The organism is Streptomyces sp. NPDC058650, from assembly GCF_042717315.1.
Classification (GTDB): Bacteria; Actinomycetota; Actinomycetes; order Streptomycetales; family Streptomycetaceae; genus Streptomyces.
Window position 1 is genome coordinate 197,805 of record NZ_JBHXRL010000005.1, and the last position, 19,704, is coordinate 217,508.

General features: G+C 72.8%; 18 protein-coding genes. 12 read left to right on the plus strand and 6 right to left on the minus strand.

The features are described from left to right. Window positions 1-154: 154 nt before the first annotated feature. Together ACFWWU_RS11160 and ACFWWU_RS11165 are read right to left on the minus strand one after the other, a co-directional pair. Window positions 155-553 carry a hypothetical protein gene (locus tag ACFWWU_RS11160; protein ID WP_384142319.1) on the minus strand — a complete coding sequence of 133 codons (399 nt, stop codon included), beginning with the start codon at window positions 551-553 and terminating at the stop codon, window positions 155-157. Between the two features lie 80 nt (window positions 554-633). Further along, on the minus strand, window positions 634-1,845 hold the full coding sequence (locus tag ACFWWU_RS11165; RefSeq protein ID WP_384142322.1) for a pyridoxal phosphate-dependent aminotransferase: 1,212 nt from the start codon (window positions 1,843-1,845) through the stop codon (window positions 634-636). Between the two features lie 118 nt (window positions 1,846-1,963). Here ACFWWU_RS11165 and ACFWWU_RS11170 point away from each other — a divergent pair, with 118 nt between their 5' ends. Both ACFWWU_RS11170 and mptB read left to right on the plus strand, forming a co-directional pair. Continuing rightward, a complete protein-coding gene (locus tag ACFWWU_RS11170) occupies window positions 1,964-2,512 on the plus strand; it encodes a hypothetical protein (RefSeq protein ID WP_384142326.1) in 549 nt (182 codons plus the stop codon). 103 nt (window positions 2,513-2,615) lie between these two features. After that, entirely contained in the window at window positions 2,616-4,046 is a 1,431-nt protein-coding gene (mptB, locus tag ACFWWU_RS11175) for a polyprenol phosphomannose-dependent alpha 1,6 mannosyltransferase MptB (RefSeq protein ID WP_384142329.1), read from the plus strand. A 25-nt stretch (window positions 4,047-4,071) separates the two neighbouring features. On the opposite strand, the gene ACFWWU_RS11180 is transcribed toward mptB, so the two are convergent. Beyond that, a complete protein-coding gene (locus ACFWWU_RS11180; RefSeq protein WP_384142332.1) occupies window positions 4,072-5,679 on the minus strand; it encodes an amidohydrolase family protein in 1,608 nt (535 codons plus the stop codon). An 11-nt stretch (window positions 5,680-5,690) separates the two neighbouring features. Continuing rightward, a complete protein-coding gene (locus tag ACFWWU_RS11185) occupies window positions 5,691-6,956 on the minus strand; it encodes an alanine racemase (RefSeq protein WP_384142335.1) in 1,266 nt (421 codons plus the stop codon). Between the two features lie 286 nt (window positions 6,957-7,242). Between ACFWWU_RS11185 and ACFWWU_RS11190 the strand changes: the two genes are divergently transcribed. The 3 genes from ACFWWU_RS11190 to ACFWWU_RS11200 are packed head-to-tail and all read left to right on the plus strand — an operon-like array spanning window position 7,243 to window position 9,475. Beyond that, a complete protein-coding gene (locus tag ACFWWU_RS11190; RefSeq protein WP_384142337.1) occupies window positions 7,243-8,307 on the plus strand; it encodes a sugar kinase in 1,065 nt (354 codons plus the stop codon). After that, window positions 8,304-9,065, plus strand: a complete 762-nt coding sequence (locus ACFWWU_RS11195) for an IclR family transcriptional regulator (protein ID WP_384142340.1) — start codon at window positions 8,304-8,306, stop codon at window positions 9,063-9,065. The genes ACFWWU_RS11190 and ACFWWU_RS11195 overlap by 4 nt, the downstream gene beginning before the upstream one ends. After that, on the plus strand, window positions 9,062-9,475 hold the full coding sequence (locus tag ACFWWU_RS11200; protein ID WP_384142343.1) for a RidA family protein: 414 nt from the start codon (window positions 9,062-9,064) through the stop codon (window positions 9,473-9,475). The genes ACFWWU_RS11195 and ACFWWU_RS11200 overlap by 4 nt, the downstream gene beginning before the upstream one ends. 82 nt (window positions 9,476-9,557) lie before the next feature. Here the strand turns inward: ACFWWU_RS11200 and ACFWWU_RS11205 are convergent, their stop codons facing one another. Continuing rightward, on the minus strand, window positions 9,558-10,937 hold the full coding sequence (locus tag ACFWWU_RS11205; protein WP_384142346.1) for a M14 family metallopeptidase: 1,380 nt from the start codon (window positions 10,935-10,937) through the stop codon (window positions 9,558-9,560). Window positions 10,938-11,318: 381 nt separating this feature from the next. Continuing rightward, window positions 11,319-13,040 carry a chitinase gene (locus tag ACFWWU_RS11210; RefSeq protein WP_384142349.1) on the minus strand — a complete coding sequence of 574 codons (1,722 nt, stop codon included), beginning with the start codon at window positions 13,038-13,040 and terminating at the stop codon, window positions 11,319-11,321. Window positions 13,041-13,413: 373 nt separating this feature from the next. Here ACFWWU_RS11210 and ACFWWU_RS11215 point away from each other — a divergent pair, with 373 nt between their 5' ends. The 7 genes from ACFWWU_RS11215 (at window position 13,414) to ACFWWU_RS11245 (ending at window position 19,695) form a co-directional block, all read left to right on the plus strand. Continuing rightward, window positions 13,414-14,556 (plus strand): hypothetical protein, encoded by a 1,143-nt coding sequence (locus ACFWWU_RS11215; protein ID WP_384142352.1) that lies wholly within the window; start codon window positions 13,414-13,416, stop codon window positions 14,554-14,556. 64 nt (window positions 14,557-14,620) lie between these two features. Next, window positions 14,621-15,331 carry a Flp pilus assembly protein CpaB gene (cpaB, locus tag ACFWWU_RS11220; protein WP_384142355.1) on the plus strand — a complete coding sequence of 237 codons (711 nt, stop codon included), beginning with the start codon at window positions 14,621-14,623 and terminating at the stop codon, window positions 15,329-15,331. 7 nt (window positions 15,332-15,338) lie between these two features. Continuing rightward, window positions 15,339-16,607, plus strand: a complete 1,269-nt coding sequence (locus tag ACFWWU_RS11225; protein ID WP_384142358.1) for a CpaE family protein — start codon at window positions 15,339-15,341, stop codon at window positions 16,605-16,607. A gap of 39 nt (window positions 16,608-16,646) precedes the next feature. Beyond that, window positions 16,647-16,985 carry a TadE/TadG family type IV pilus assembly protein gene (locus ACFWWU_RS11230; RefSeq protein ID WP_384142361.1) on the plus strand — a complete coding sequence of 113 codons (339 nt, stop codon included), beginning with the start codon at window positions 16,647-16,649 and terminating at the stop codon, window positions 16,983-16,985. Then, on the plus strand, window positions 16,982-17,377 hold the full coding sequence (locus tag ACFWWU_RS11235) for a TadE/TadG family type IV pilus assembly protein (protein WP_384142364.1): 396 nt from the start codon (window positions 16,982-16,984) through the stop codon (window positions 17,375-17,377). Before ACFWWU_RS11230 ends, ACFWWU_RS11235 begins: the two co-directional genes overlap by 4 nt. A 19-nt stretch (window positions 17,378-17,396) precedes the next feature. After that, the gene (locus ACFWWU_RS11240) at window positions 17,397-18,740 is read left to right on the plus strand and encodes a CpaF family protein (protein ID WP_384142367.1); all 1,344 of its coding nucleotides are present in this window, start codon (window positions 17,397-17,399) and stop codon (window positions 18,738-18,740) included. A 13-nt stretch (window positions 18,741-18,753) separates the two neighbouring features. Next, window positions 18,754-19,695, plus strand: coding sequence for a type II secretion system F family protein (locus ACFWWU_RS11245; RefSeq protein ID WP_384142370.1), 942 nt, complete (start codon window positions 18,754-18,756; stop codon window positions 19,693-19,695). Window positions 19,696-19,704: the final 9 nt, after the last annotated feature.

Sequence of the window (19,704 nt, forward strand, 5' to 3'; positions counted from 1 at the left end):
TGTACGAGGGGTGAAGTGCCGATCCCGGTACCGAACCGGAGCGATGGCTGCCGGATGGGCGGGCGGAGGGGGGGCGGACGGGAGGCGGTGGCTCCGGCCGTCCCGGGTGGGTGGCGCCCGGTCCGCGCGGTTCGTGCCGCGCGGACCGGGGCCGTCAGGGGGTGCCGGCTGCGGCCAGGGTGGGCTCCCCGGCCAGTGCCGCGGTGTGCGCGTCCATGCGCCCGGCGGCGAGGATCGCGGCGGCCGTGTCGGCCCGGGAGGCGGCGACGACCAGGGCGCGGCCCGCGAGGGCGTGCGCCTTGTGGTGCAGGTCCCGCGTCGGCGAGCCGCTCAGGCCCGCGTGGCGGGCGGGCGGTGCGCCGCGCAGCCGCGCCACCTGGCGGGCGATGAGCTCGCCCGCCTCCGTGTCGCCGAGCTCGTCGGTGACGGCGAGCAGGGCGGACAGGTGTCCGGCGAGCTGGATGTCCAGCTCCTCCTCGCGGGAGCGGTGCGGGTACGCGTGGTCGTCGTCGGCCATCCGGTGGACCGACTTGGTGCGGATCGGTTCGTACATGGGGATGGCCTCCTGAGTGCTCTGAGAGCCATCCTAGCTTAGATTCAGTCTAAAGTTGAGTGATGTCCGGCATGGTGGGTTCAGGGCTGGCTGTAGCCGTCCAGGAACCGGCCGATCCGGGTCACCGCGTCCGCCAGGTCCGCCGCCGCGGGCAGCGTGACGATCCGGAAGTGGTCCGGCTCGTGCCAGTTGAAGCCCGTCCCGTGCACGACCATGATCTTCTCGGCCCGCAGCAGGTCCAGGACCATCTGCCGGTCGTCCTTGATCTTGTAGACGTTCGGGTCGAGCCGCGGGAACAGGTACAGCGCGCCCTTCGGCTTCACGCACGTCACGCCCGGGATCTGGGTCAGCAGGTCGTACGCCGTGTCGCGCTGCTCCAGGAGCCGCCCGCCCGGCAGCACCAGTTCCTCGATCGACTGCCGGCCCTGGAGGGCGGCGGCCACCGCGTGCTGCGCCGGCATGTTCGCGCACAGGCGCATGTTGGCGAGGATCGTGAGGCCCTCGATGTACGAGGTCGCGTGATGCTTCGGACCGCAGACCGCGAGCCAGCCGGAGCGGAAACCCGCCACCCGGTAGTTCTTGCTCATCCCGTTGAAGGTGAGGCAGAGGAGGTCGGGGGCGATCGCGGCGGTCGGTGTGTGCGTCGTACCGTCGTAGAGGATCTTGTCGTAGATCTCGTCCGAGCAGACGACCAGGTTGTGGCGGCGGGCGATCTCCGTCAGCGAGCGGAGCATCTCGTCGTCGTAGACGGCGCCCGTCGGGTTGTTCGGGTTGATGATCACGATCGCCTTGGTGCGGTCGGTGATCTTCCGCTCGATGTCGGCGAGGTCCGGCATCCAGTCGGCCTGCTCGTCGCAGCGGTAGTGCACGGCCGTACCGCCCGCGAGCGAGACCGACGCGGTCCACAGCGGATAGTCCGGGGCCGGTACGAGGACCTCGTCGCCGTCGTCGAGGAGCGCCTGCATCGACATCTGGATCAGCTCCGAGACGCCGTTGCCGAGGTAGATGTCCTCGACGGAGAGCGGAATGCCCTTCGTCTCGTAGTGGCTCATCACCGCTCGGCGGGCCGACAGCAGGCCCTTCGCGTCGCCGTAGCCGTGTGCCTCGGAGAGGTTGCGCAGCACGTCCTCAAGGATGGCGGGCGGACACTCGAAGCCGAAGGCGGCCGGATTGCCCGTGTTGAGCTTGAGGATGCGATGACCCGCAGCCTCAAGCCGCATCGCCTCTTCGAGCACCGGACCCCGGATTTCGTAACAGACGTTGGCGAGCTTCGTGGACTGGATCACCTGCATGACGAGAGCTTACGGCGGGGTGGGGCGGGACGCCTCGTGTTTTGGGACACGTCGGACACGGCACCCCGATGTGACCCCCGTCGCACCGGCGGTGTCGTGCTCCCTACAATTCGGGCCCATGAGCCAGCACGACCCCGGCGCCGCCGGCCCCCGGCGCGCCCGCCGCCACGCCCCCGCACGCCGGGGGCGCGGTCCGGTGTGGCTGATCGCCGCGGGCGGGATCGCCGTCCTCGGGGCCGCCGCCGCGCTGCTCGCGGGCGGCTCCGGCACGAAGGGCGGCACGGGCTCCCCCGACGGCGGCCCCGGCGGACCGCCCGCGCTGATCCAGGCGGACCCCTCCGGACCCTCCGACCCGTCGGGACTCTCCGACCCCTCCGACCCGTCCAGCCCCTCCGACCCCTCCGACCCGTCCGCCCGCGACGGTGAGGCCGGTCCGACCGATGCGTCGGGCTCCGGCGGGGACGGGAGCGCCACCGCCTCCGCGCCCGCGTCGCCCCAGGGGCGTGCGGCGCCCTCCGCCACGGCCGGCGACCAGGAACCGACCGCTGCTCCGTCCGGGTCCGGGACGACCGATCCGGCCGCCGGCCCGACGACGGAGGCGGCTCCCGCCGGCGACCAGCCGACGAAACCGGGGAAGGGGCGGGGCTCCTCCAGGCGACCGAGATAGGGCCCGGGACGGCGGTCGTCGGCGGCCCGGGTCCCCGGCGGCGGGAGCGGGTGCCCGGCGGCGAGGTCGGGTCCCGCGCCCGGCCGGGATAGGTTGGCACGCCATGTGGGTTTTCAGTGCCTCCGGATGCCGGTGGCTGGGTGCTGCCGGATCGCTCGCCGTCGCCGTGGGCGGGTGGGCCGCCGGGACGCTGCCCGTACGCGGCGGCTGGGGACTGTGGGAGCCGCGCGGCTCCGCGCTCGCCGTGGCCGGCGCCGTCCTCGCCTACCTCGGCCTGACCCTGCTCGTCGCCGCCTGGTGGCGGTACGGCGTCCTGCTCGTGGAGGGCGTACGGGACGGGGTGCTCGGGACCCTGGCCCTCTGGACCGCGCCGCTGCTCCTCGCCCCGCCGCTCTACAGCGCGGACGTCTACAGCTACGTCGCGCAGGGCGCGATGGTCCTCGAAGGCCACGACGTCTACGGCGGCGGGCCCTCCGTCCTCGGCCCCGGCGACCTCGGCGCGGACGCGGCGGCGAGCGTCGGCGGCCACTGGACCGACACCCCGGCACCGTACGGTCCGGTCTTCCTGCTCCTCGCCGCGGTCGTCGTGAAGGCGACCGGCGGGGCGATCGTGCCGGCCGTGCTCGGGATGCGGCTGATCGCCCTGGGCGCGCTCGCGCTGATCGTCTGGGCCGTACGGGGGCTCGGCGGGGGTGCGGGCGGCCGCGACGGCGCGGTGTGGCTGGCCGCGCTCAACCCGCTGCTGCTGATCCATGTCGTCGGCGGCATGCACAACGACGGGCTGATGATCGGCCTCATGCTCGGCGGCGTGCTCCTCGCGGTGCGCGGGCGGTGGGTGCTCGGCTGCGTCCTCGTCGGCCTCGCGATGATGGTGAAGTCGCCGGCGGCCGTCGCCCTGCTGTTCATCGGCGTCATGATCGCGCGCCGGGACGGTGGCGTACGGGGTGTCGTGAAGGGGCTCGTGCTGCCGGGGCTCGTGGCGGGCGGGGTCGCCGTGGGGGCGACGCTGGCCGCCGGTACCGGGTTCGGGTGGCTGTGGACACAGAGCGTCGCCGGGGCCATCCACACGGCGCTCTCGGTGACGAGCGACCTCGGGCTCGCGCTCGGGCTGCTCGTCGCGGACGATCCCGATCCGGTGAAGGGCGTCGTCCAGAAGCTGGGGCTCGTCGTCGCCGCCGGGCTGATCCTCGCGCTCGCGTGGCGCTCGTGGCGGGGGGCCCTGGACCCGGTGCTCGGCCTCGGGATCTCGCTGGTCGCGCTCGTCGCGCTCTCGCCGATGGTCCAGCCGTGGTACCTGCTGTGGGGGACGGCCGTCGTCGCGGCGGTCGCCTGGCGGAGCCGGGTCGGACAGGTGCTGGTGGTGCTGTCGGCGGCGCTCGTGTACGAGACGGCGCCGTCGGGGCGCACGCCGTGGTACGGGTTCGTGGTGGCGGGGGTCGTGGTGGCGTTGGGGCTGCTGTGGATGCGGCGGGAGCGGTGGCCGGTCCTTTCGCGGCGGGGCGCCGTGCCGGACGCGACGGGGGCGTGGACCTAGCGGACCCAGGCCGCCGTCCCGCACCTCAGCTCGTCGGGGTCCTCCGGATGGCGCGGCCCGCCAGGGTGTCCGTGCGCTTGCCGTCCTCCATGACGAACCTGCCGTCGATCAGGACGTGCGGGATGCCCACCGGGAGGGTGCGGGGGGACGCGTACGTCGCTCCCGCCGCGACCGTCACCGGGTCGAAGAGGACCAGGTCCGCCACGTACCCCTCGCGGACCAGGCCCCGGTCCGGGAGGCGGAGGCGGGCCGCCGGGCGGGAGGTCAGGTGGGCGACGCACTCCTCAAGGGAGAGGACGCCGAGCTCGCGCACGTACCGGCCGAGGTAGTGAGGGAACGTGCCGTACGCGCGCGGGTGCGGCTTGAGGCCCTGGAGGATGCCGTCCGAGCCGCCCGTGTGGACCCGGTGCCGCATGATCGTCCGGACGTTCTCCTCGTGGCCCACGTGCTGGAGGATCGACGTCCCCAGCCGGTCGTCGAGCAGGAGGCGCCGCGCCGTGGCCCAGCCGTCGAGGCGGCGGCCCACGAGCTCCGTGAGGCCCGGGTCGGTCACGCCCGCGATCTCGATCGTGTCCCAGTCGACCGGCACTCCGTGGCAGCCGTCCGAGCCGACCACTTCGAGGTGGTGGCGGATCCGGTCCGCCGTCTCCTCGTCACGGAGCCGCGCGAGGACCGCCTCCGGGCCGCCTTCGCTCGCCCAGCTCGGGAGGACGGCGACGAGGGTCGTGCTGCCGGGCGTGTACGGGTACGTGTCGAGGGTGATGTCCGCGCCCCCGGCGAGGGCCTCGTCCAGGAGGGCGAGGAGCTCGGGCGCCCTGCCCTCGTTCACGCCGAAGTTCATGGTGGCGTGGGCCAGATGGAGGGCGCAGCCCGCCTCGCGCGTGAGGGCAACCATCTCCGCGTACGCCTGGAGGGCGCCGGCGCCGTACGAGCGGTGGTGCGGGCAGTAGTAGCCGCCGTACTCCGCCACGACCCGGCACAGTGCGGTGAGCTCGGCGTCCGGCGCGTACATGCCGGGGGTGTACGTCAGGCCGGAGGACATGCCGACCGCGCCCTGCTCCAGGCCCTCGGCGACGAGCCGCCGCATCCGGTCCAGCTCGGAGCCGGTGGCGGGGCGGTCCTCCCAGCCGACCGCGTACATCCTGACCGTCCCCTGGGGGACGAGGTACGCGGCGTTGACCGCGATGCCCCGGCCGCCGTGCGCGCCGTCGAGGCGGTCCAGGTACGCGCCGACCGTGCGCCAGTCGAGGTCGAGGGTCGTGTCCCCGGGCGCGCCGCCGTTCCAGCCGGCGATCGTCCGCCGGACCTCGGCGAGCGTGCGGTCGTCGACCGGCGCGTACGACAGGCCGTCCTGGCCCAGGACTTCGAGGGTCACGCCCTGCGCGGCCTTCGCGCTGTGGTCCGGGTCGCGGAGCAGCGCGAGGTCGCTGTGGGCGTGCATGTCGACGAAGCCGGGGGAGAGCGCGAGGCCCTCGGCGTCCACGATCCGGCGGGCCGTGGGGCGCTGACAGCCGGCGGCGGCGCCCTCCTTGACGATCGCGGCGATCCGGCCGCCGTCGATCGCCACGTCGGCCCGGTAGGACGGGCCGCCGCTGCCGTCGACGACCTCCGCGTCGCGGAAGACGAGGTCCATGCCGACTCCTTCTAGAAGAACGTGCGGAGGTAGTCGACCACCGTGCCGTCCGCCTCGACCAGCGGGATCAGCTGCCACTTGTCGAAGGACGTGCACGGGTGGGACAGGCCCATGCCGACCCAGTCGCCGACCTTCACGTCCGCCTCGGGCGTCGTGCGGAGCCAGGTGTGCTGGTCGGAGAGGCCGGTGACGGTGACACCCTCGGCGGCACGGACCTCGCCCGTGCGGGCGTCGCGGACCACCTGCGCCTCGGGCAGGTGGAGGTCGTGGGCCGCGTCCCGCTTGCCCGCGTTGGTGAACGCCTGCTCGGCGGTCGGGCGGGAGACGACCTGCGACCAGAGCCTGAACGCGGGCTGGAGCGCGCCCTCTTCGGGGACGCGGTTGAACGGGGTCCGCTCGCGGTACTGGCCGTCGTCGTGCGAGACGTACGCGCCGGAGCGCAGCAGCTTCAGGACGGGGAGGGAGAGTCCGGGGATCTCCGCGAAGACGTCCGCGACCGCGTCGAACCACTCGCTCCCGCCCGCGCTCACCACGATCTCGCCGATGGCGGGGTCGAAGCGGCCGGCCTTGTCGAAGTCGGCCGCGAGCCCGACCAGCCGGTGCAGCCACTCCCTGACCCGCTCGCCGTCCGCCCCGGGCATGGTGCCCTCGTACCCGGCGACGCCGACGAGCCGCAGGGTGGGGACGGCCGCGACCGCGTCGGCGACGGCCGCGCACTCCGCCTCGGTCCGTACGCCCGTCCGCCCGGTCGCGCCGGCGGCCAGCTCGACGACGACGTCCACGGGGCGGGCGGCTCCTGCCGCGCGCAGGGCCTCGTCCATCAGCTCGACGCCGCGCACCGAGTCGACGTAGCAGACGAAGCGGAAGTCCGGGTCGGCGTCGAGCTCGGCGGCGAGCCAGCGCAGGGCGACGGCGTCGACGACCTCGTTCGCGAGGAAGATCGTGGCCACGCCGTGGGCGCGGTAGACGCGGGCCTGGTGGGGCATGGCGGCCGTGATGCCCCAGGCGCCGTGCTCCAGCTGGCGGTCGAAGAGCCGGGGGGCCATGGAGGTCTTGCCGTGCGGGGCGAAGGCGAGGCCGTGGCGCTCGGCGTAGACCTCCAGGAGGCGGAGGTTGTGCTCGACGGACTCGGCGGAGAGCGCGAGGACGGGGGTGGTGAAGCCGCCGGTGAAGAGGGAGCGGCGCTGGGCCGCCAGCTCGCCGACGGTCAGGCCCTCGGCGTCCGGGGGCAGTCCCTTGAAGCGGTGGTCGACTCGCTCGCTCGCCAGGTCGGGCACGGGGCCTCCTCGTCCAGTGTTGCATTGTGTGCAACGGTCATTGCGTATCTTGCTCGTGGCTGTCTAACATCCGGGCCAAGGCCGGGTCAATGGACCCGTAACAGTCACAGGGAGCCCGAGAGTGAGCGGACACGCGCCCCCGGACGCGACCTCGGACACGTCCGCACCCTCACACGCACCCGCGCCCTCACACACACCCGCGCCCTCACACGCACCCGCGCCGTCACACGCACCCGCGCCCTCTCGCTCACCCGCGCCCCCGGACTTCGTCTGCCTCGGCGAGTCCATGATCACCTTCCTACCCTCCCGGCCCGGCCGCCTCGCCGACGTTCCCTCCTTCGCCCGCGCGATCGGCGGCGCCGAGTCCAACGTCGCCTGCGCCCTCGCCGCCGCCGGACACCGCGTGAGATGGGTCGGCCGCGTAGGCCGGGACGGCTTCGGCCACCACCTGGTGGAGACGATCGGCGCGTACGGCGTGGACGTCACGGCCGTCATCCGCGACCCCCACCGGCCGACCGGCGTCTACTTCCGCACCGACGAGGACCGGGCCACCGAAGCGCACGAGGTCGTCTACTACCGGGCAGGATCGGCCGCCTCCGCGATGTCGCCCGAGACCGTGCCGTACGCCTCCGTCGCCGACGGCCGCGTCCTCCACCTCACCGGCATCACCGCGGCCCTCTCCGAGGACTGCCTCACCCTCATGCGGGAACTCACCGCCCCGCGCCCCGGCCGCCCGCTCGTCTCCTTCGACGTCAACCACCGGCCGGGCCTGTGGCGCGACGGCAGCGCCCCCGAGGTGCTCCTCGAACTCGCGCGCCGCGCCGACCTCGTCTTCGTCGGCGCCGACGAGGCGAAGACGCTGTGGGGCCTCCGCGATCCGGCCGCGATCCGTGGGGTCCTGCCGGAACCGGCCGTGCTGGTGGTGAAGCGGGGTGGGGAAGGGGCGGTGGCGTTCGAGCGCTGCGCGGCTTCCTTCCCCACCCCGCCCCTTCCCGAACCGGGGGCTCTGCCCCCGGCCCCCCGCGCCTCAAACGCCGGCGGGGCTGAATTTCGGCCCGACACCGTCACCTCCGTCCCCGCCCCCCGCGTCGACGTGGTCGCGCCCGTCGGAGCCGGCGACGCCTTCGCCGCCGGCTTCCTCTCCGCCACCCTCCGAGGGCTCGACATGGCCACGCGGCTCCGCCACGGCCACCTCATGGCCGCCGCCGCCCTCACCGTCCCCGGCGACGTCGCCGTCCCTCCCCGCCGCGCCCGCGCCGACCGGCTCGCCGCCCTCGACGCCGGAGCCTGGGGCACACTTCACCTCGGCCCCGGCTGGACGGGGGAGGACCAGGAGGTACGTACGCCATGAGCCAGACCGTCGACCGGGCACTCAGCATCCTGCCGCTGCTCGCCCAGGGCCCCGCCGACCTCGGGCAGGTCGCCGAACGGCTCGGCGTCCACAAGTCGACCGCCCTGCGGCTGCTGCGCACCCTCCACGAGCACGGCCTCGTCCACCGCCAGCAGGACCAGCGCTACCGACTCGGCGCCCGCCTCTTCGCCCTCGCCCAGGAAGCCGTCGAGAACCTCGACGTCCGCGAGATCGCCCACCCCTACCTCGCCGCCCTCAACGAGCAGACCGGGCACACCGTCCACCTCGCCGTGTACGAGGAGGGCGAGGTCCTCTACATCGACAAGGTCGAGAGCCGCTACCCGGTCCGTATGTACTCCCGCATCGGCAAACCGGTCGCGATCACCGTCGCCGCCGTCGCCAAACTGCTCCTCGCCGACCTGCCCGAGCCCGACCGCCGCGCCGTCGCCGCGAAGCTCGACTACCCCCCGTACACGCCCCGTTCGACCCCGAACGCCGCCGCCTTCCTCAAGGAGCTGGCGACCGTACGCGAACAGGGCTGGGCCACCGACCTCGGCGGCCACGAGGAGTCCATCAACTGCGTCGGCGCCCCGGTCCGCGGCGCCGACGGCCGGGTCGTCGCCGCCATGTCGGTCTCGGCGCCCAACGTGGTCGTCACGGCCGAGGAACTCCTCGGTCTCCTCCCGCTGGTGCGCCGCACCGCGGACGACATCAGCCGGGAGTACTCCGGCACCGCCCCTACCAAGGACAACGGATGACACTCGAGAAGACCGCCCTCACGCCCGCCACCCACACCGCCCCGCCCGCGCAGTTCTCGCACGGCGTGAAGAAGGGCAACATCCTCCAGGTCGCCGGTCAGGTCGGCTTCCTGCCCGCCGTCGAGGGCCAGGCCCCGACGGTCGCGGGCCCGACCCTGCGCGAGCAGACCCTCCAGACCTTCGCCAACGTCAAGGCGATCCTGGAGGAGGGCGGCGCGAGCTGGGACGACGTCATGATGACGCGCGTCTACCTCACCGACGTGGACCACTTCGCCGAGATGAACGCGATCTACAACCAGTACTTCCAGGAGCAGGGCCTCAAGGCCCCCGCGTCCGCCCGGACGACCGTGTACGTCGGCCTCCCGGCCGGCCTCCTCATCGAGATCGACGCGCTCGCCGTCCTCGGCTGAGCGGTGCGACGTCGCGTGACGTGCGGGGGCGCCCCGGCGGTGGTCCGCGGGGGCGCCCTCTGCGCTTCGTACGTGGGTCAGGTCAGGCCGTGCAGTACTGCGCCTGCTTGCCGATCGAGCGGTACATGCAGTCCGCGTTCTCCAGGAGCTGGAGGACGGCGTCGCGGTTGCGGCTCGTCTCGCGCTCGATGACCTCGTCGGGCGGGTAGAAGCCGCCGCCGCCGGACGACGCCGGGTACATCTCGAACGTGTACCCGAAGATCCTGTGCACGCCCCACAGGTAGTCGTCGATCGAGCCGTCCGTGATGTAGAGGTCGCTGGACTGCTCGGGGGTGTAGCCGTTGCTCGCCGCCATCTTCCCGCCGACGGTCGCGAAGGCGTCGCGGTCGTCCTGGGTCATGCCGGGGGCGGTGTTCGCGGTGGTCCAGCCGAAGGGCCAGAGGACCAGTTCGCTGTAGGTGTGGAAGTCGATGGCCGCGGTGATCTGCTGCTTGCCGCCGACCGTGCGCGAGCGGACGAAGTCGGCGACGACCTTCACCTCGGGGGCCGACTCGGGGGCCGTGCCCCGGTACGTCTCGGAGCTCTTGGAGCCGGAGGAGCCGCCGCAGCAGCCCCACTTGTAGTTCCAGTTCCGGTTCATGTCCGTACCGATGTACGAGGAACCGGAGTTGGGCTGGCGGTTCTTGCGCCAGCTGCGGTAGGAGCCGGAGGCGATGTCGTACTCGCCGCCGTCCGGGTTGAGGTCGGGGATGATCCAGATCTCGCGCCCGTTCACGGCGTTGGTGACCCGGGAGTCGGTGCCGTAGCCCGCGCCGAGCTCGCGCAGGAGGTAGAGCGCCATCTCGACCGTGAGGTGTTCGCGGGCGTGCTGGTGGTGGGTGAAGAGGACCTCGGGCTCGCTCTCGTCGCTGGCGACGTTGTCGCTGATCTTGATCGCGACGATGTCCCGGCCCTGGTAGGACTTCCCGATGACCTGCTTGCGCATGATCGAGGGGTACGCGGCGAGGCGCTGGTCGATCTCCGCGTTCATCTCCGCGTAGTTGTGGTACCTCGCGTCGGCGGAGGGGAAGTCGAGCGGGCCGACGGCCTGGCCCCCGGGCTCGTCGTGGGTGTGGCCGTCGGCGATGTCGCGGTTCGGCGGGCCGGGGAGGGCGACCGGCTTGTAGCCGAGTGCCTTGAGGTTCTTCAGCTGTTCGGTGTTGGCGCTGACGACGACGGAGCGGGCGTCGACCTCGTCGATCGAGACGCCGGTGGCGGTGAGCGCGGTGCGGGCGGCCGGGGTGGACGGTCCGGCGATCTCGTACTGCCGGATCACCTCCTCGGCGCCGGAGGCGATACGGGCGGCGGTCGGCGCCGGGTCGGCCCCGGCGGGTGAGGAGAGAGCGGAGAGGGGCGCCGCGAGGGCGAGCGCCACGAGGGCCGCGAGGGTGGCGGACCTTCTGCCGCGGGTGGGACGTCGCATGGTGTCTCCTGGGTGGGGAGTGTGGGGGAGTGCGACAAACTCGTGCGGGTGTCCGGCCACATGGTGAAGGCATGTCATGGACCGGTCAAGATGATGAGTTCGGCCATGCCGTCCCGGGTGGTGCCCTCATGAGCGGATACGTCATCGAGCACAAGCTAGGTGACGGCGGCGTGGAAACCGTCTACCTGGGCCGATCGCGCGGCGGCCGCGGCGCCACCGCGAAGGGGACACGGCCGGAACTCGCCGTAGCCCCGTCCCTCCGCCCCCGCTGCCGCCGCGTCCCGCGCCGGGCTTCGCCCCCGACCGGGTGGCGGTCGCGCGGAAACGCGACGCAGCGCCGCCGGGGGAGCGACGGCGCTGCGTGCGGGAAATCCCGTACCGCTAGGGGAGGTTGTGGACGTGCGGGCCGACGGCGTTCGACCAGGCGTTGCCGGCCGTCGCGTCCCAGTTGGTCGACCAGGTCATCGCTCCGCGCAGCGTCGGCCAGGCCTGGGCCGGCTTGTAGGTGCCGCAGCCGGTGAGCTTGGTCAGGCAGTCGAGCGCGTTCTTCACGATCTGCGGGTCGACGTAGCCGCTGCCCGCGCCCCGCGTGGAGGCGGGGACGCCCAGGCCGACCTGGGACGGGGCGAGACCGCCCTGGATCTGGATGCAGGCGAGCGCGGTGAGGAAGTCCACCGAGCCCTGGCTGTACACCTTGCCGTCGCAGCCCAGCATCGAACCGCTGTTGTAGTACTGCATGTTGACGACCGTGAGGATGTCCTTCACGGCGAGCGCCGTCTTGAAGTACTCGGTGCCGGTGTTCTGCATGTCGATGGTCTGCGGAGCCATCGTCAGGACCATCGACGAACCGGCCTTGGCGGAGAGCTGGCGCAGCGCCTTGGTCAGGTACGTGGAGTTGATGCCGTGCTCCAGGTCGATGTCGACCCCGTTGAAGCCGTACTCCTGCATCAGGGCGTACGCGCTGTTCGCGAAGGCGGTCGCGCTCGCGTCACTGTTGATCGTGACGTTGCCCTTCTCGCCGCCGACCGAGATGATCACGGACTTGCCGGCCGCCTTCTTGGCCGCGACGTCGGCCTTGAAGTCGGCGGTGGAGGCGTAGCCGACGGCCGGGTCGAGGTTGAAGACGATCTGGCCGGGCGTGGTGGTCGAGTCGGCGAAGGAGACGGCGATGATGTCGTACTGCGCCTGCACGTCCCGCAGCTTCTGGACGGTCGCGCCGTTGTCGAAGTTCTGCCAGTAGCCGGTCAGGGCGTGCTTGGGCACGGCCGGGCCGGGGCCCGGGTCGGTGACCTTGGCGGTGCGGGCCGACACGGCCGTGGACTTGGCGGACTCGCCCGCGGAGTTCGTCGCGGCGACCTGGAACTGGTAGGCGGTGTCGGCGGTGAGGCCGGTCACGGTGGTGGACGTGCCGGTCACCGTCTGGGGGTTGGCGCCGTCGCGGTAGACCTTGTAGCCCGTGGCGCCGGAGACCGCGCCCCAGCTGAGGGCGACGGAGCTCGACGTGACCGTGCCGGCGGTGAGGCCGGCGGGGGTGGCCGGGATGACGGGGTCGGGGTCCTGGCCGCCGCCTCCGTCGGGGCCGAAGACGCTCACGTCGTCGACCAGGTAGGGGGACGTGCCGTACCAGCCGTGGGTGTAGACCTCGACGGAGGTCGTGCTCGCGCCGGTGGTGAAGGTGGTGGTGAGCTGCTTCCAGGCGGCGCTGTCGGGCGTCCAGGTGGAGACGCTGCCCGAGCCGGTCCCGGTGCCGCTCGCGCCGAGGTAGGCGTAGCCGCCCTGGACCCAGGCGCTCAGCGTGTACGTGGAGTTGGGCTTGACGGCCACGGTCTGCACGCACTTGGCGTTGTCGAGGCCGGCCGGGGTGGCCTTCAGGGCGCGGGCCCCGGTGCGTACCGGCGAGGAGACGGCGGCGCCGCTGCCCGCGGAGCAGGACCAGTTGGCGAGGCCGTTCTCGAACCCGGCGTTCTTGGCGACGTTGACGTCGGCAGCCTGCGCGGTGCCGGCTCCGCCGACGAGGACGAGCCCGGAGCCGACGGCGATCGCGAGGGCTCCGCCGAGCCATCGACGTGCGTGCGGGCGGGTGGTGGTGCGGTCCACGTGCATCCTCCGGTGGGGGAGTTGGGGATGTGGAGGTGCCGTACGTCGTCGTACGGAGGGGCTCGTACGGGGGTACGAGGCTGATGCGGGGGTGCGGACGGTGGCCACCGTTGTCGCACAAGCTGGTCCAGACCAATCGCGTTGTCAAGACCTCCGGCGGCAAGCGGCGTTCGGCGGCGGTGGAGTCACGGCGAAAAGGGCCGGTGGGCCCACTGCGGGGCCCGAAGAAAGTGGGGGGAGCTTGGCGGATTGTGTGTTCACCACCCCGGGTGGCGTGGATAGGGTGCAGAGGCGGCGGCGCCCTGCGGTGACGCCGCGAACGCGGTAGGTGATCTGCGGCTCCCGGGACCCCGGAGGCCGGAGGGGACGGGGGTCTGACGTGCCGACAGCGATCGCGGTCACCAGCGCCGACCTGGTGCTGCCGCCGACCGACCCGCAGACACCGAACGCCGCCGTGCTCCCGGGCCCCGAGACGCGGTCCCTCGACGCCTCCGTCGCCGACATGCAGCAACTCCTCACGCGGTACGGAAGCGTGGTCGTCGTCTGCCCCACCTCCGCACCCGCCGCCGTCGAGCGCCGCCTGCTCGCCGTCCGCGGCCTCCTCGAAAGCGACCGGATCGCGCTGGTCAGGACCGACCTGCCGCCGCTCGGCGCGGCCGTACTCGTCCGGCAGTTACGACAGCTGGCGGCCTGCGACTTCAGCCCCGGCGTACTCGCCTCCGCCGCCAGGCTGCTCGCCCACTACATCTACGCCGGGGCCGTACTCGGCTCGGTGTCCCGCCTCGACCGCGTACCCGTCAGCCTCTCCTCCCACCTCAAGAGCTGGCTGCCCGGAGCCCACTTCGCCGTCCTCGCCGGGCCCACGCCGCAGATCGTCCGGCTCGGCGGAGCGGGCGACCAGCGCCTCGCGGGACCGGAGTTCGCCACGCAGCTCCTCGTCGCGCGCGGCCAGCTCCAGACCGACTGGCCCGCCACCGCCCTCGTCCCCGCGTGGCAGATCCAGAGCCCCGTCCAGGAGGCCGGACTGCCCGAGACCTCGCCCGGCTGGTGGGGTACGGGCAAGCTCGTGGAGTTCGTCGCGTACCTGCCCGACCTGCCCGTTCTCTACCAGCTCGTCTCCTCCGTACGGCGCGAGACCTGCCACTGGTGCGGGATGGAGCTCATCGGCGACCGCTGCGGCTTCTGCGCGGCGCCGCTGACGGCCGTCGCCGGACCGGCGGCGACCGGGGCGGCACCGGGGTCCGGGACGGCGCAGGCCCGGGGGGCGACGCAGGTGCTCGGCACGGCCCGCGACACGGCCCCCGCCCTCGACCCGGTCCCGGCCCGGGGCCCGGCCCCGATCCCGGCTCCGGCCGGGGGGCGCGGAGCCACGCGGGCCATAGGAGCCGCACCCGGCTCCGGACCCGGCTCCGCACCCAGCTCCGCACGTGGCTCCGCACCCGGCCCCGCACGTGGCTCCGCACCCGGCCCAGCACCCGGCCCCGCGATCGGCCCCGCGATCGACCCCCGCACGGTCCCGTGAGCGCCGCCGCGTACGACCACCCCCGCCCGCCAAGACCCACGTCTCCGATCGAGGAAGTACGGCCATGAACTCCCGCCAGCGCCGCGGCGTGATCCTCTTGCTGCTCTCCGTCCTGTGCGCCCTCGGCGCCTTCGCCGGCGTCCTCACGGTCATCAGCGACGTGAACGCGAAGGTCGGCCCGGAGGTCACCGCGTACCGGCTCAGCGAGAACGTGGCCCCCTACGCCGCCCTGAACGCGGGCCAGTTCGAGAAGATCTCCATGCCCAAGCGCTGGCTCTCCGCCACCGCCGTCACCGATCTCCGCCAGATCGAGGGCAGGATCGCCGTCACCGAGCTCAAGAAGGGCTCCCTCCTCCAGAGCGACATGATCGTCCGGAAACCCGAGCTCAAGCCCGGCGAGCAGGAGATCGCGATCATGATCGACGCCGCCACCGGAGTCGCGGGGAAGATCAACGCCGGCGCCACCGTCAACATCTACGCCACCTTCGCCGGCGAGAAGAAGGACGACCCCTCCCAGTCACGGATGATCGTCGCCGGCGCCCGCGTCCTCTCCGTCGGCAAGCTCACCCCCATCGACAACCGCAACGGCGGCTCCGGGCGCACCGCCACCGAGGCCGTCCCCATCAGCTTCGCGCTCTCCACCCTCGACACCCAGCGCGTCGCGTACGCCGAGTCCTTCGCCGAGCACGTACGCCTCGCCCTCGTCGCCCCGGCCACCGGCGGCGCCCCGGCCGATCAGCGCGACCGCACCTACACGCTCGAAAAAGACAAGTGAGGCCGGTATGACCACCAGGATCCTGCCGGCCGTCGGGGACCCCGACGCCGCCCGCTCCGTCGTCACCCTGCTCAGCCAGCTGCCCGACGCCGAACCCGCCGCGCCCGTCACCGACTCCACCCAGCTCGTCGACACCCTCGCCCGGCTCGCCGCCGAGTCCCTCGACGAACTCCCCGAGGTCGTCCTCGTCCACGAGCGCATCGGCCCCGTCCCCGCGCTCGACGTCGTCCGCGAGGTCGCCCTCCGCTTCCCGGCCGTCGGCGTCGTCCTCATCACCGCCGACGCCAGCCCCGTCCTCTTCTCCGCCGCGATGGACTCCGGCGCGCGCGGCCTCGTCACCCTCCCCCTCGGCTACGAGGAGCTCGCCAGCCGCGTGCAGGCCGCCGCCCAGTGGTCCGCCGGGGTACGCCGCCACCTCGGCGCCGGAGCCGAACTCGCCACCGGACCCGGCGGCACCGTCGTCACCGTCAGCGGCGCCAAGGGCGGCGTCGGCACCACCGTCACCGCCGTCCACCTCGCCCTCGCCGCCCGCGCCTCCGGCCGGACCGTCGCCCTCCTCGACCTCGACCTCCAGAGCGGCGACATCGCCTCCTACCTCGACGTCCAGTTCCGGCGGTCGGCCGCCGACCTCGCGGCGATCGCCGACATCTCGCCCCGCGTCCTCCAGGACGCCGTATTCGTCCACGAGACCGGCCTCGCGCTGCTCCTCGCCCCGGCGGAGGGGGAGCGCGGCGAGGAGGTCACCGACCGCGCCGCCCGCCAGATCGTCAGCGCCCTGCGCGCCCGTCACGAGGTCGTCGTGGTCGACTGCGGCTCCCAGCTCACCGGCGCCAACGCCGCCGCGATCGAGATGTCCGACACCGCGCTGCTCGTCACCACCCCGGACGTGGTCGCGGTACGGGCCGCCAAGCGGACCGTACGGATGTGGGAACGCCTCCAGGTACGGAAGGCCGAGGAGACCGTCACCCTGGTCAACCGACACCACCGGTCCTCGGAGATCCAGCCGCCCCTCGTCCAGAAGATCACCGGCACCCGGACGGCGGGCGTCTCCGTCCCCGCCAACTTCAAGGAACTCCAGGCCGTCGTCGACGCGGGCCGGCTGCACGACCTCGACGCCCGCTCGACGGTCAAGCAGGCCCTGTGGTCGCTCGCGGGGGAACTGGGCCTGGTCCAGGCGACCCCCGCGCCCGGTCAGCAGGGCAGGCCCGGCAAGGAGCTCGCCCGGGCGGGCGACCGGGGCTCGCTCGGTCTGCGCCGCCGCACCGGAGGCCGCTGAGCGATGCGAGCCGCGTACCGGGACGACGACAGAGGGCAGGTGGCGATCGAGTTCCTCGGCATGGTGCCGCTGATCCTGCTCACCCTCGCCCTGCTGTGGCAGGTCGTCCTGGTCGGCTACACGTACACGCTGGCGGCCAATGCGGCGGACGAGGGAGCGCGGGCGTGCGCGGTCGGCGGGGATCACAGCGAGGCCGCGCTGCGACACCTCGATGGGGCGTGGCGGGACGGCGCGGTGGTGGGGGGCTGCTCCCCGAGCGGCGGCATGGCGACCCTGACCGTGGTGGTCCAGGTCCCCGCCATCGCCCCGGGCACGGTCGGCCTCTTCCCCGTGTCGGCCACAGCGGGTGCGATCTCGGAGGAGGAACTCAAGCAATGAGCGAACACCTCCGTGCGAGGGCCCGGGACCGAGGCCAGGCCGCCATCGAATACCTCGGCTTCCTCCCTCTCCTGCTCATCGTCGGGCTCGCGGGCCTCCAGCTCGGCATGGCCGCGTACGCCGCCCAGCAGGCGGGCACGGCGGCCCGGGCCGCTGCCCGGGCCGCGACTACGGACGTCGAGGGCGGACCGGGGTCCAGTGCGGCCGGCCACGCGGCCGTGAGCGGTTGGATCTCGCGCCGGGCGGAGATCGAGGTGACGCCCCCCGTGGGCGACCAGGTGGTCGCCACCGTCACCGTCCAGATCCCCCGCGTCCTCCCCTTCTGGGAATTCGACCCCATCGTGAAGACCGCCACCATGCCGCTGACCCCGCCCACCGAGGACGACGAATGAGAAGGAGGGACGACACGTCATGAGTCTGCGTGCCCGGATCAACGCCCCCGAGGACAAGGGCGCCGGAGCCGGCCGGGAGGATGGTCACCTCGTCGCCGCCTTCCGGGCCAAACTCCTGGAGGAGATCGACCTCACCGAGATGTCCGCGCTCGCGGCCGCCGAGCGGCGCGCCCGCCTGGAGCGCGTCCTCGGGCACATCATCAGCCGCGAGGGACCGGTCCTCTCCACGGCCGAGCGGGCCCAGCTGATCCGCCGCGTCGTCGACGAGGCCCTCGGTCTCGGCGTCCTCGAACCGCTCCTCGAAGACGCCTCGATCACCGAGATCATGGTCAACGGCCCCGACCAGATCTTCATCGAGCGCGCCGGCCGCGTCGAGCTGCTGCCGCTCCGCTTCGCCTCCCACGACCAGCTGATGCAGACCATCGAGCGGATCGTCTCGACCGTGAACCGCCGCGTCGACGAGTCGAACCCGATGGTCGACGCCCGGCTGCCCTCCGGCGAGCGCGTGAACGTCATCATCCCGCCGCTCTCCCTCACCGGGGCGACGCTCACCATCCGCCGCTTCCCCCGCGCGTACACGCTCCACGAGATGATCGGCCTCGGCTCGCTCGACGAGCAGATGCTGCTCCTGCTCTCCGGGCTCGTCCAGGCCAAGTTCAACCTGATCGTCTCCGGCGCCACCGGCACCGGGAAGACGACGCTCCTCAACGCCCTCTCCGGTCTCGTCCCGGAGGGCGAGCGGATCATCACCATCGAGGACTCGGCGGAGCTCCAGCTCCAGCAGGCCCACGTCATCCGCCTCGAAGCCCGCCCGCCGAACATCGAGGGCCGTGGTGCCATCTCCATCCGCGACCTCGTACGCAACTCCCTGCGCATGCGGCCCGACCGGATCATCGTGGGTGAGGTCCGTGGCGGCGAGACCCTCGACATGCTCCAGGCGATGTCCACCGGCCACGACGGTTCGCTCGCCACCGTCCACGCCAACTCGGCCGAGGACGCCCTGATGCGGCTCCAGACGCTCGCCTCGATGTCCGAGGTGAAGGTGCCCTTCGAGGCGCTCCGCGACCAGATCAACAGCGCGGTGGACGTCCTCGTCCAGCTGACCCGGCACCCGGACGGCACCCGCCGGATCACCGAGATCGCCGTCCTCGCCTCCCACGGGCGCGAGCGCTTCCTCCTCGCCACGATCTGCCGTTTCCAGGCGCAGCCGGTCGCGGCCGACGGCCGGGTGTACGGACAGTTCACCTACCACTCGCTGCCCCGGCGGGTCGCCGAGCGGCTCTACATGGCCGGTCAGCCCATCCCGCAGGCCTTCGGCGTGGCCGCGACCGACGCCGGGCTTGCCACCCGAGAAGCGAACTAGGAGCCGAGTTTCCATGACCGATCCCGTGTGGCTGACGCTCGGCGTGGCGCTGCTCTGCTGCGTCCTCGGCGTGACGGGCGTCCAGGTGTACGCGAGCGGGGCCCGCCGCCACGCGGCGCTCGTCGCCCGGCTCGACGAGACGAACGAGCCCGAGACGTCCGGCCGCCGCAGGCGCCACTTCCGGGGCATCGACCGACGCGTACGCCGGACGTCCCTCGGCCGGAAGCTGGAACTGCGGATCGCGGCGACCGGACTCGACGTCACGCCCGGCGAGTTCACGGTCGGCCTCGCGGTGACGGTCGCCGTCCTCTGGGTGGTCGGACAGTCCGCGCTCTCCCCGTTCTTCGGTCCGATCTGCGGACTCCTCGGCGTGTGGGTGGCGTTGGGCTTCCTCAACTGGCAGCGGCAGAAGCGCATCGAGAAGTTCATCAACCAACTCCCCGAGCTCTCCCGCATCCTGGCCAACGCCACCCAGGCCGGACTCGCCCTGCGCATGGCGCTCAGTCTCGCCGCCGACGAGCTGGAGTCCCCGGCGGGAGACGAACTGGAGAAGGTGGCGCAACAACTCGCCGTCGGCACCTCCCTCGACGACGCCCTCGGCGAGCTGGCCGAACGCCTCCCCTCCCGTGAACTCGTCGTCCTGGTCACCACGCTCGTCCTCGCCAACCGGGCGGGCGGCACCGTCGTCTCCTCCCTCCGGAACCTCACCGAGACGCTGGAGGAGCGCAAGGAGACCCGGCGCGAGGTCCGCACCCAGCTCTCCCAGGTGAGCATGACCGCGTACGCCGTCCCCGTCATCGGCGTCGGCTCCCTCCTGCTCATCGACAACATGCAGCCCGGCGCCCTCGACCGCATGACCGGCTCGACCCTCGGGCAGTTCGCGGTGGTCGCCGCCTGCGCCCTGTACGTGGTCGGCTTCGCCGCCATCCGCCGCTTCTCCAAGATCGACGTATAGGACGGGCGC

What these genes read in the sequence shown, in the direction of transcription:
- ACFWWU_RS11160 (WP_384142319.1), bottom strand. Translation starts at nt 553, where the DNA reads ATGTACGAACCGATCCGCACCAAGTCGGTCCACCGGATGGCCGACGAC.
- ACFWWU_RS11165 (WP_384142322.1), bottom strand. Translation starts at nt 1,845, where the DNA reads ATGCAGGTGATCCAGTCCACGAAGCTCGCCAACGTCTGTTACGAAATC.
- ACFWWU_RS11205 (WP_384142346.1), bottom strand. Translation starts at nt 10,937, where the DNA reads ATGCGACGTCCCACCCGCGGCAGAAGGTCCGCCACCCTCGCGGCCCTC.
- ACFWWU_RS11225 (WP_384142358.1), top strand. Translation starts at nt 15,339, where the DNA reads ATGACCACCAGGATCCTGCCGGCCGTCGGGGACCCCGACGCCGCCCGC.
- ACFWWU_RS11170 (WP_384142326.1), top strand. Translation starts at nt 1,964, where the DNA reads ATGAGCCAGCACGACCCCGGCGCCGCCGGCCCCCGGCGCGCCCGCCGC.
- ACFWWU_RS11190 (WP_384142337.1), top strand. Translation starts at nt 7,243, where the DNA reads ATGATCACCTTCCTACCCTCCCGGCCCGGCCGCCTCGCCGACGTTCCC.
- ACFWWU_RS11200 (WP_384142343.1), top strand. Translation starts at nt 9,062, where the DNA reads ATGACACTCGAGAAGACCGCCCTCACGCCCGCCACCCACACCGCCCCG.
- ACFWWU_RS11240 (WP_384142367.1), top strand. Translation starts at nt 17,397, where the DNA reads ATGAGTCTGCGTGCCCGGATCAACGCCCCCGAGGACAAGGGCGCCGGA.
- ACFWWU_RS11210 (WP_384142349.1), bottom strand. Translation starts at nt 13,040, where the DNA reads ATGCACGTGGACCGCACCACCACCCGCCCGCACGCACGTCGATGGCTC.
- cpaB (WP_384142355.1), top strand. Translation starts at nt 14,621, where the DNA reads ATGAACTCCCGCCAGCGCCGCGGCGTGATCCTCTTGCTGCTCTCCGTC.
- ACFWWU_RS11235 (WP_384142364.1), top strand. Translation starts at nt 16,982, where the DNA reads ATGAGCGAACACCTCCGTGCGAGGGCCCGGGACCGAGGCCAGGCCGCC.
- ACFWWU_RS11195 (WP_384142340.1), top strand. Translation starts at nt 8,304, where the DNA reads ATGAGCCAGACCGTCGACCGGGCACTCAGCATCCTGCCGCTGCTCGCC.
- mptB (WP_384142329.1), top strand. Translation starts at nt 2,616, where the DNA reads ATGTGGGTTTTCAGTGCCTCCGGATGCCGGTGGCTGGGTGCTGCCGGA.
- ACFWWU_RS11245 (WP_384142370.1), top strand. Translation starts at nt 18,754, where the DNA reads ATGACCGATCCCGTGTGGCTGACGCTCGGCGTGGCGCTGCTCTGCTGC.
- ACFWWU_RS11180 (WP_384142332.1), bottom strand. Translation starts at nt 5,679, where the DNA reads ATGGACCTCGTCTTCCGCGACGCGGAGGTCGTCGACGGCAGCGGCGGC.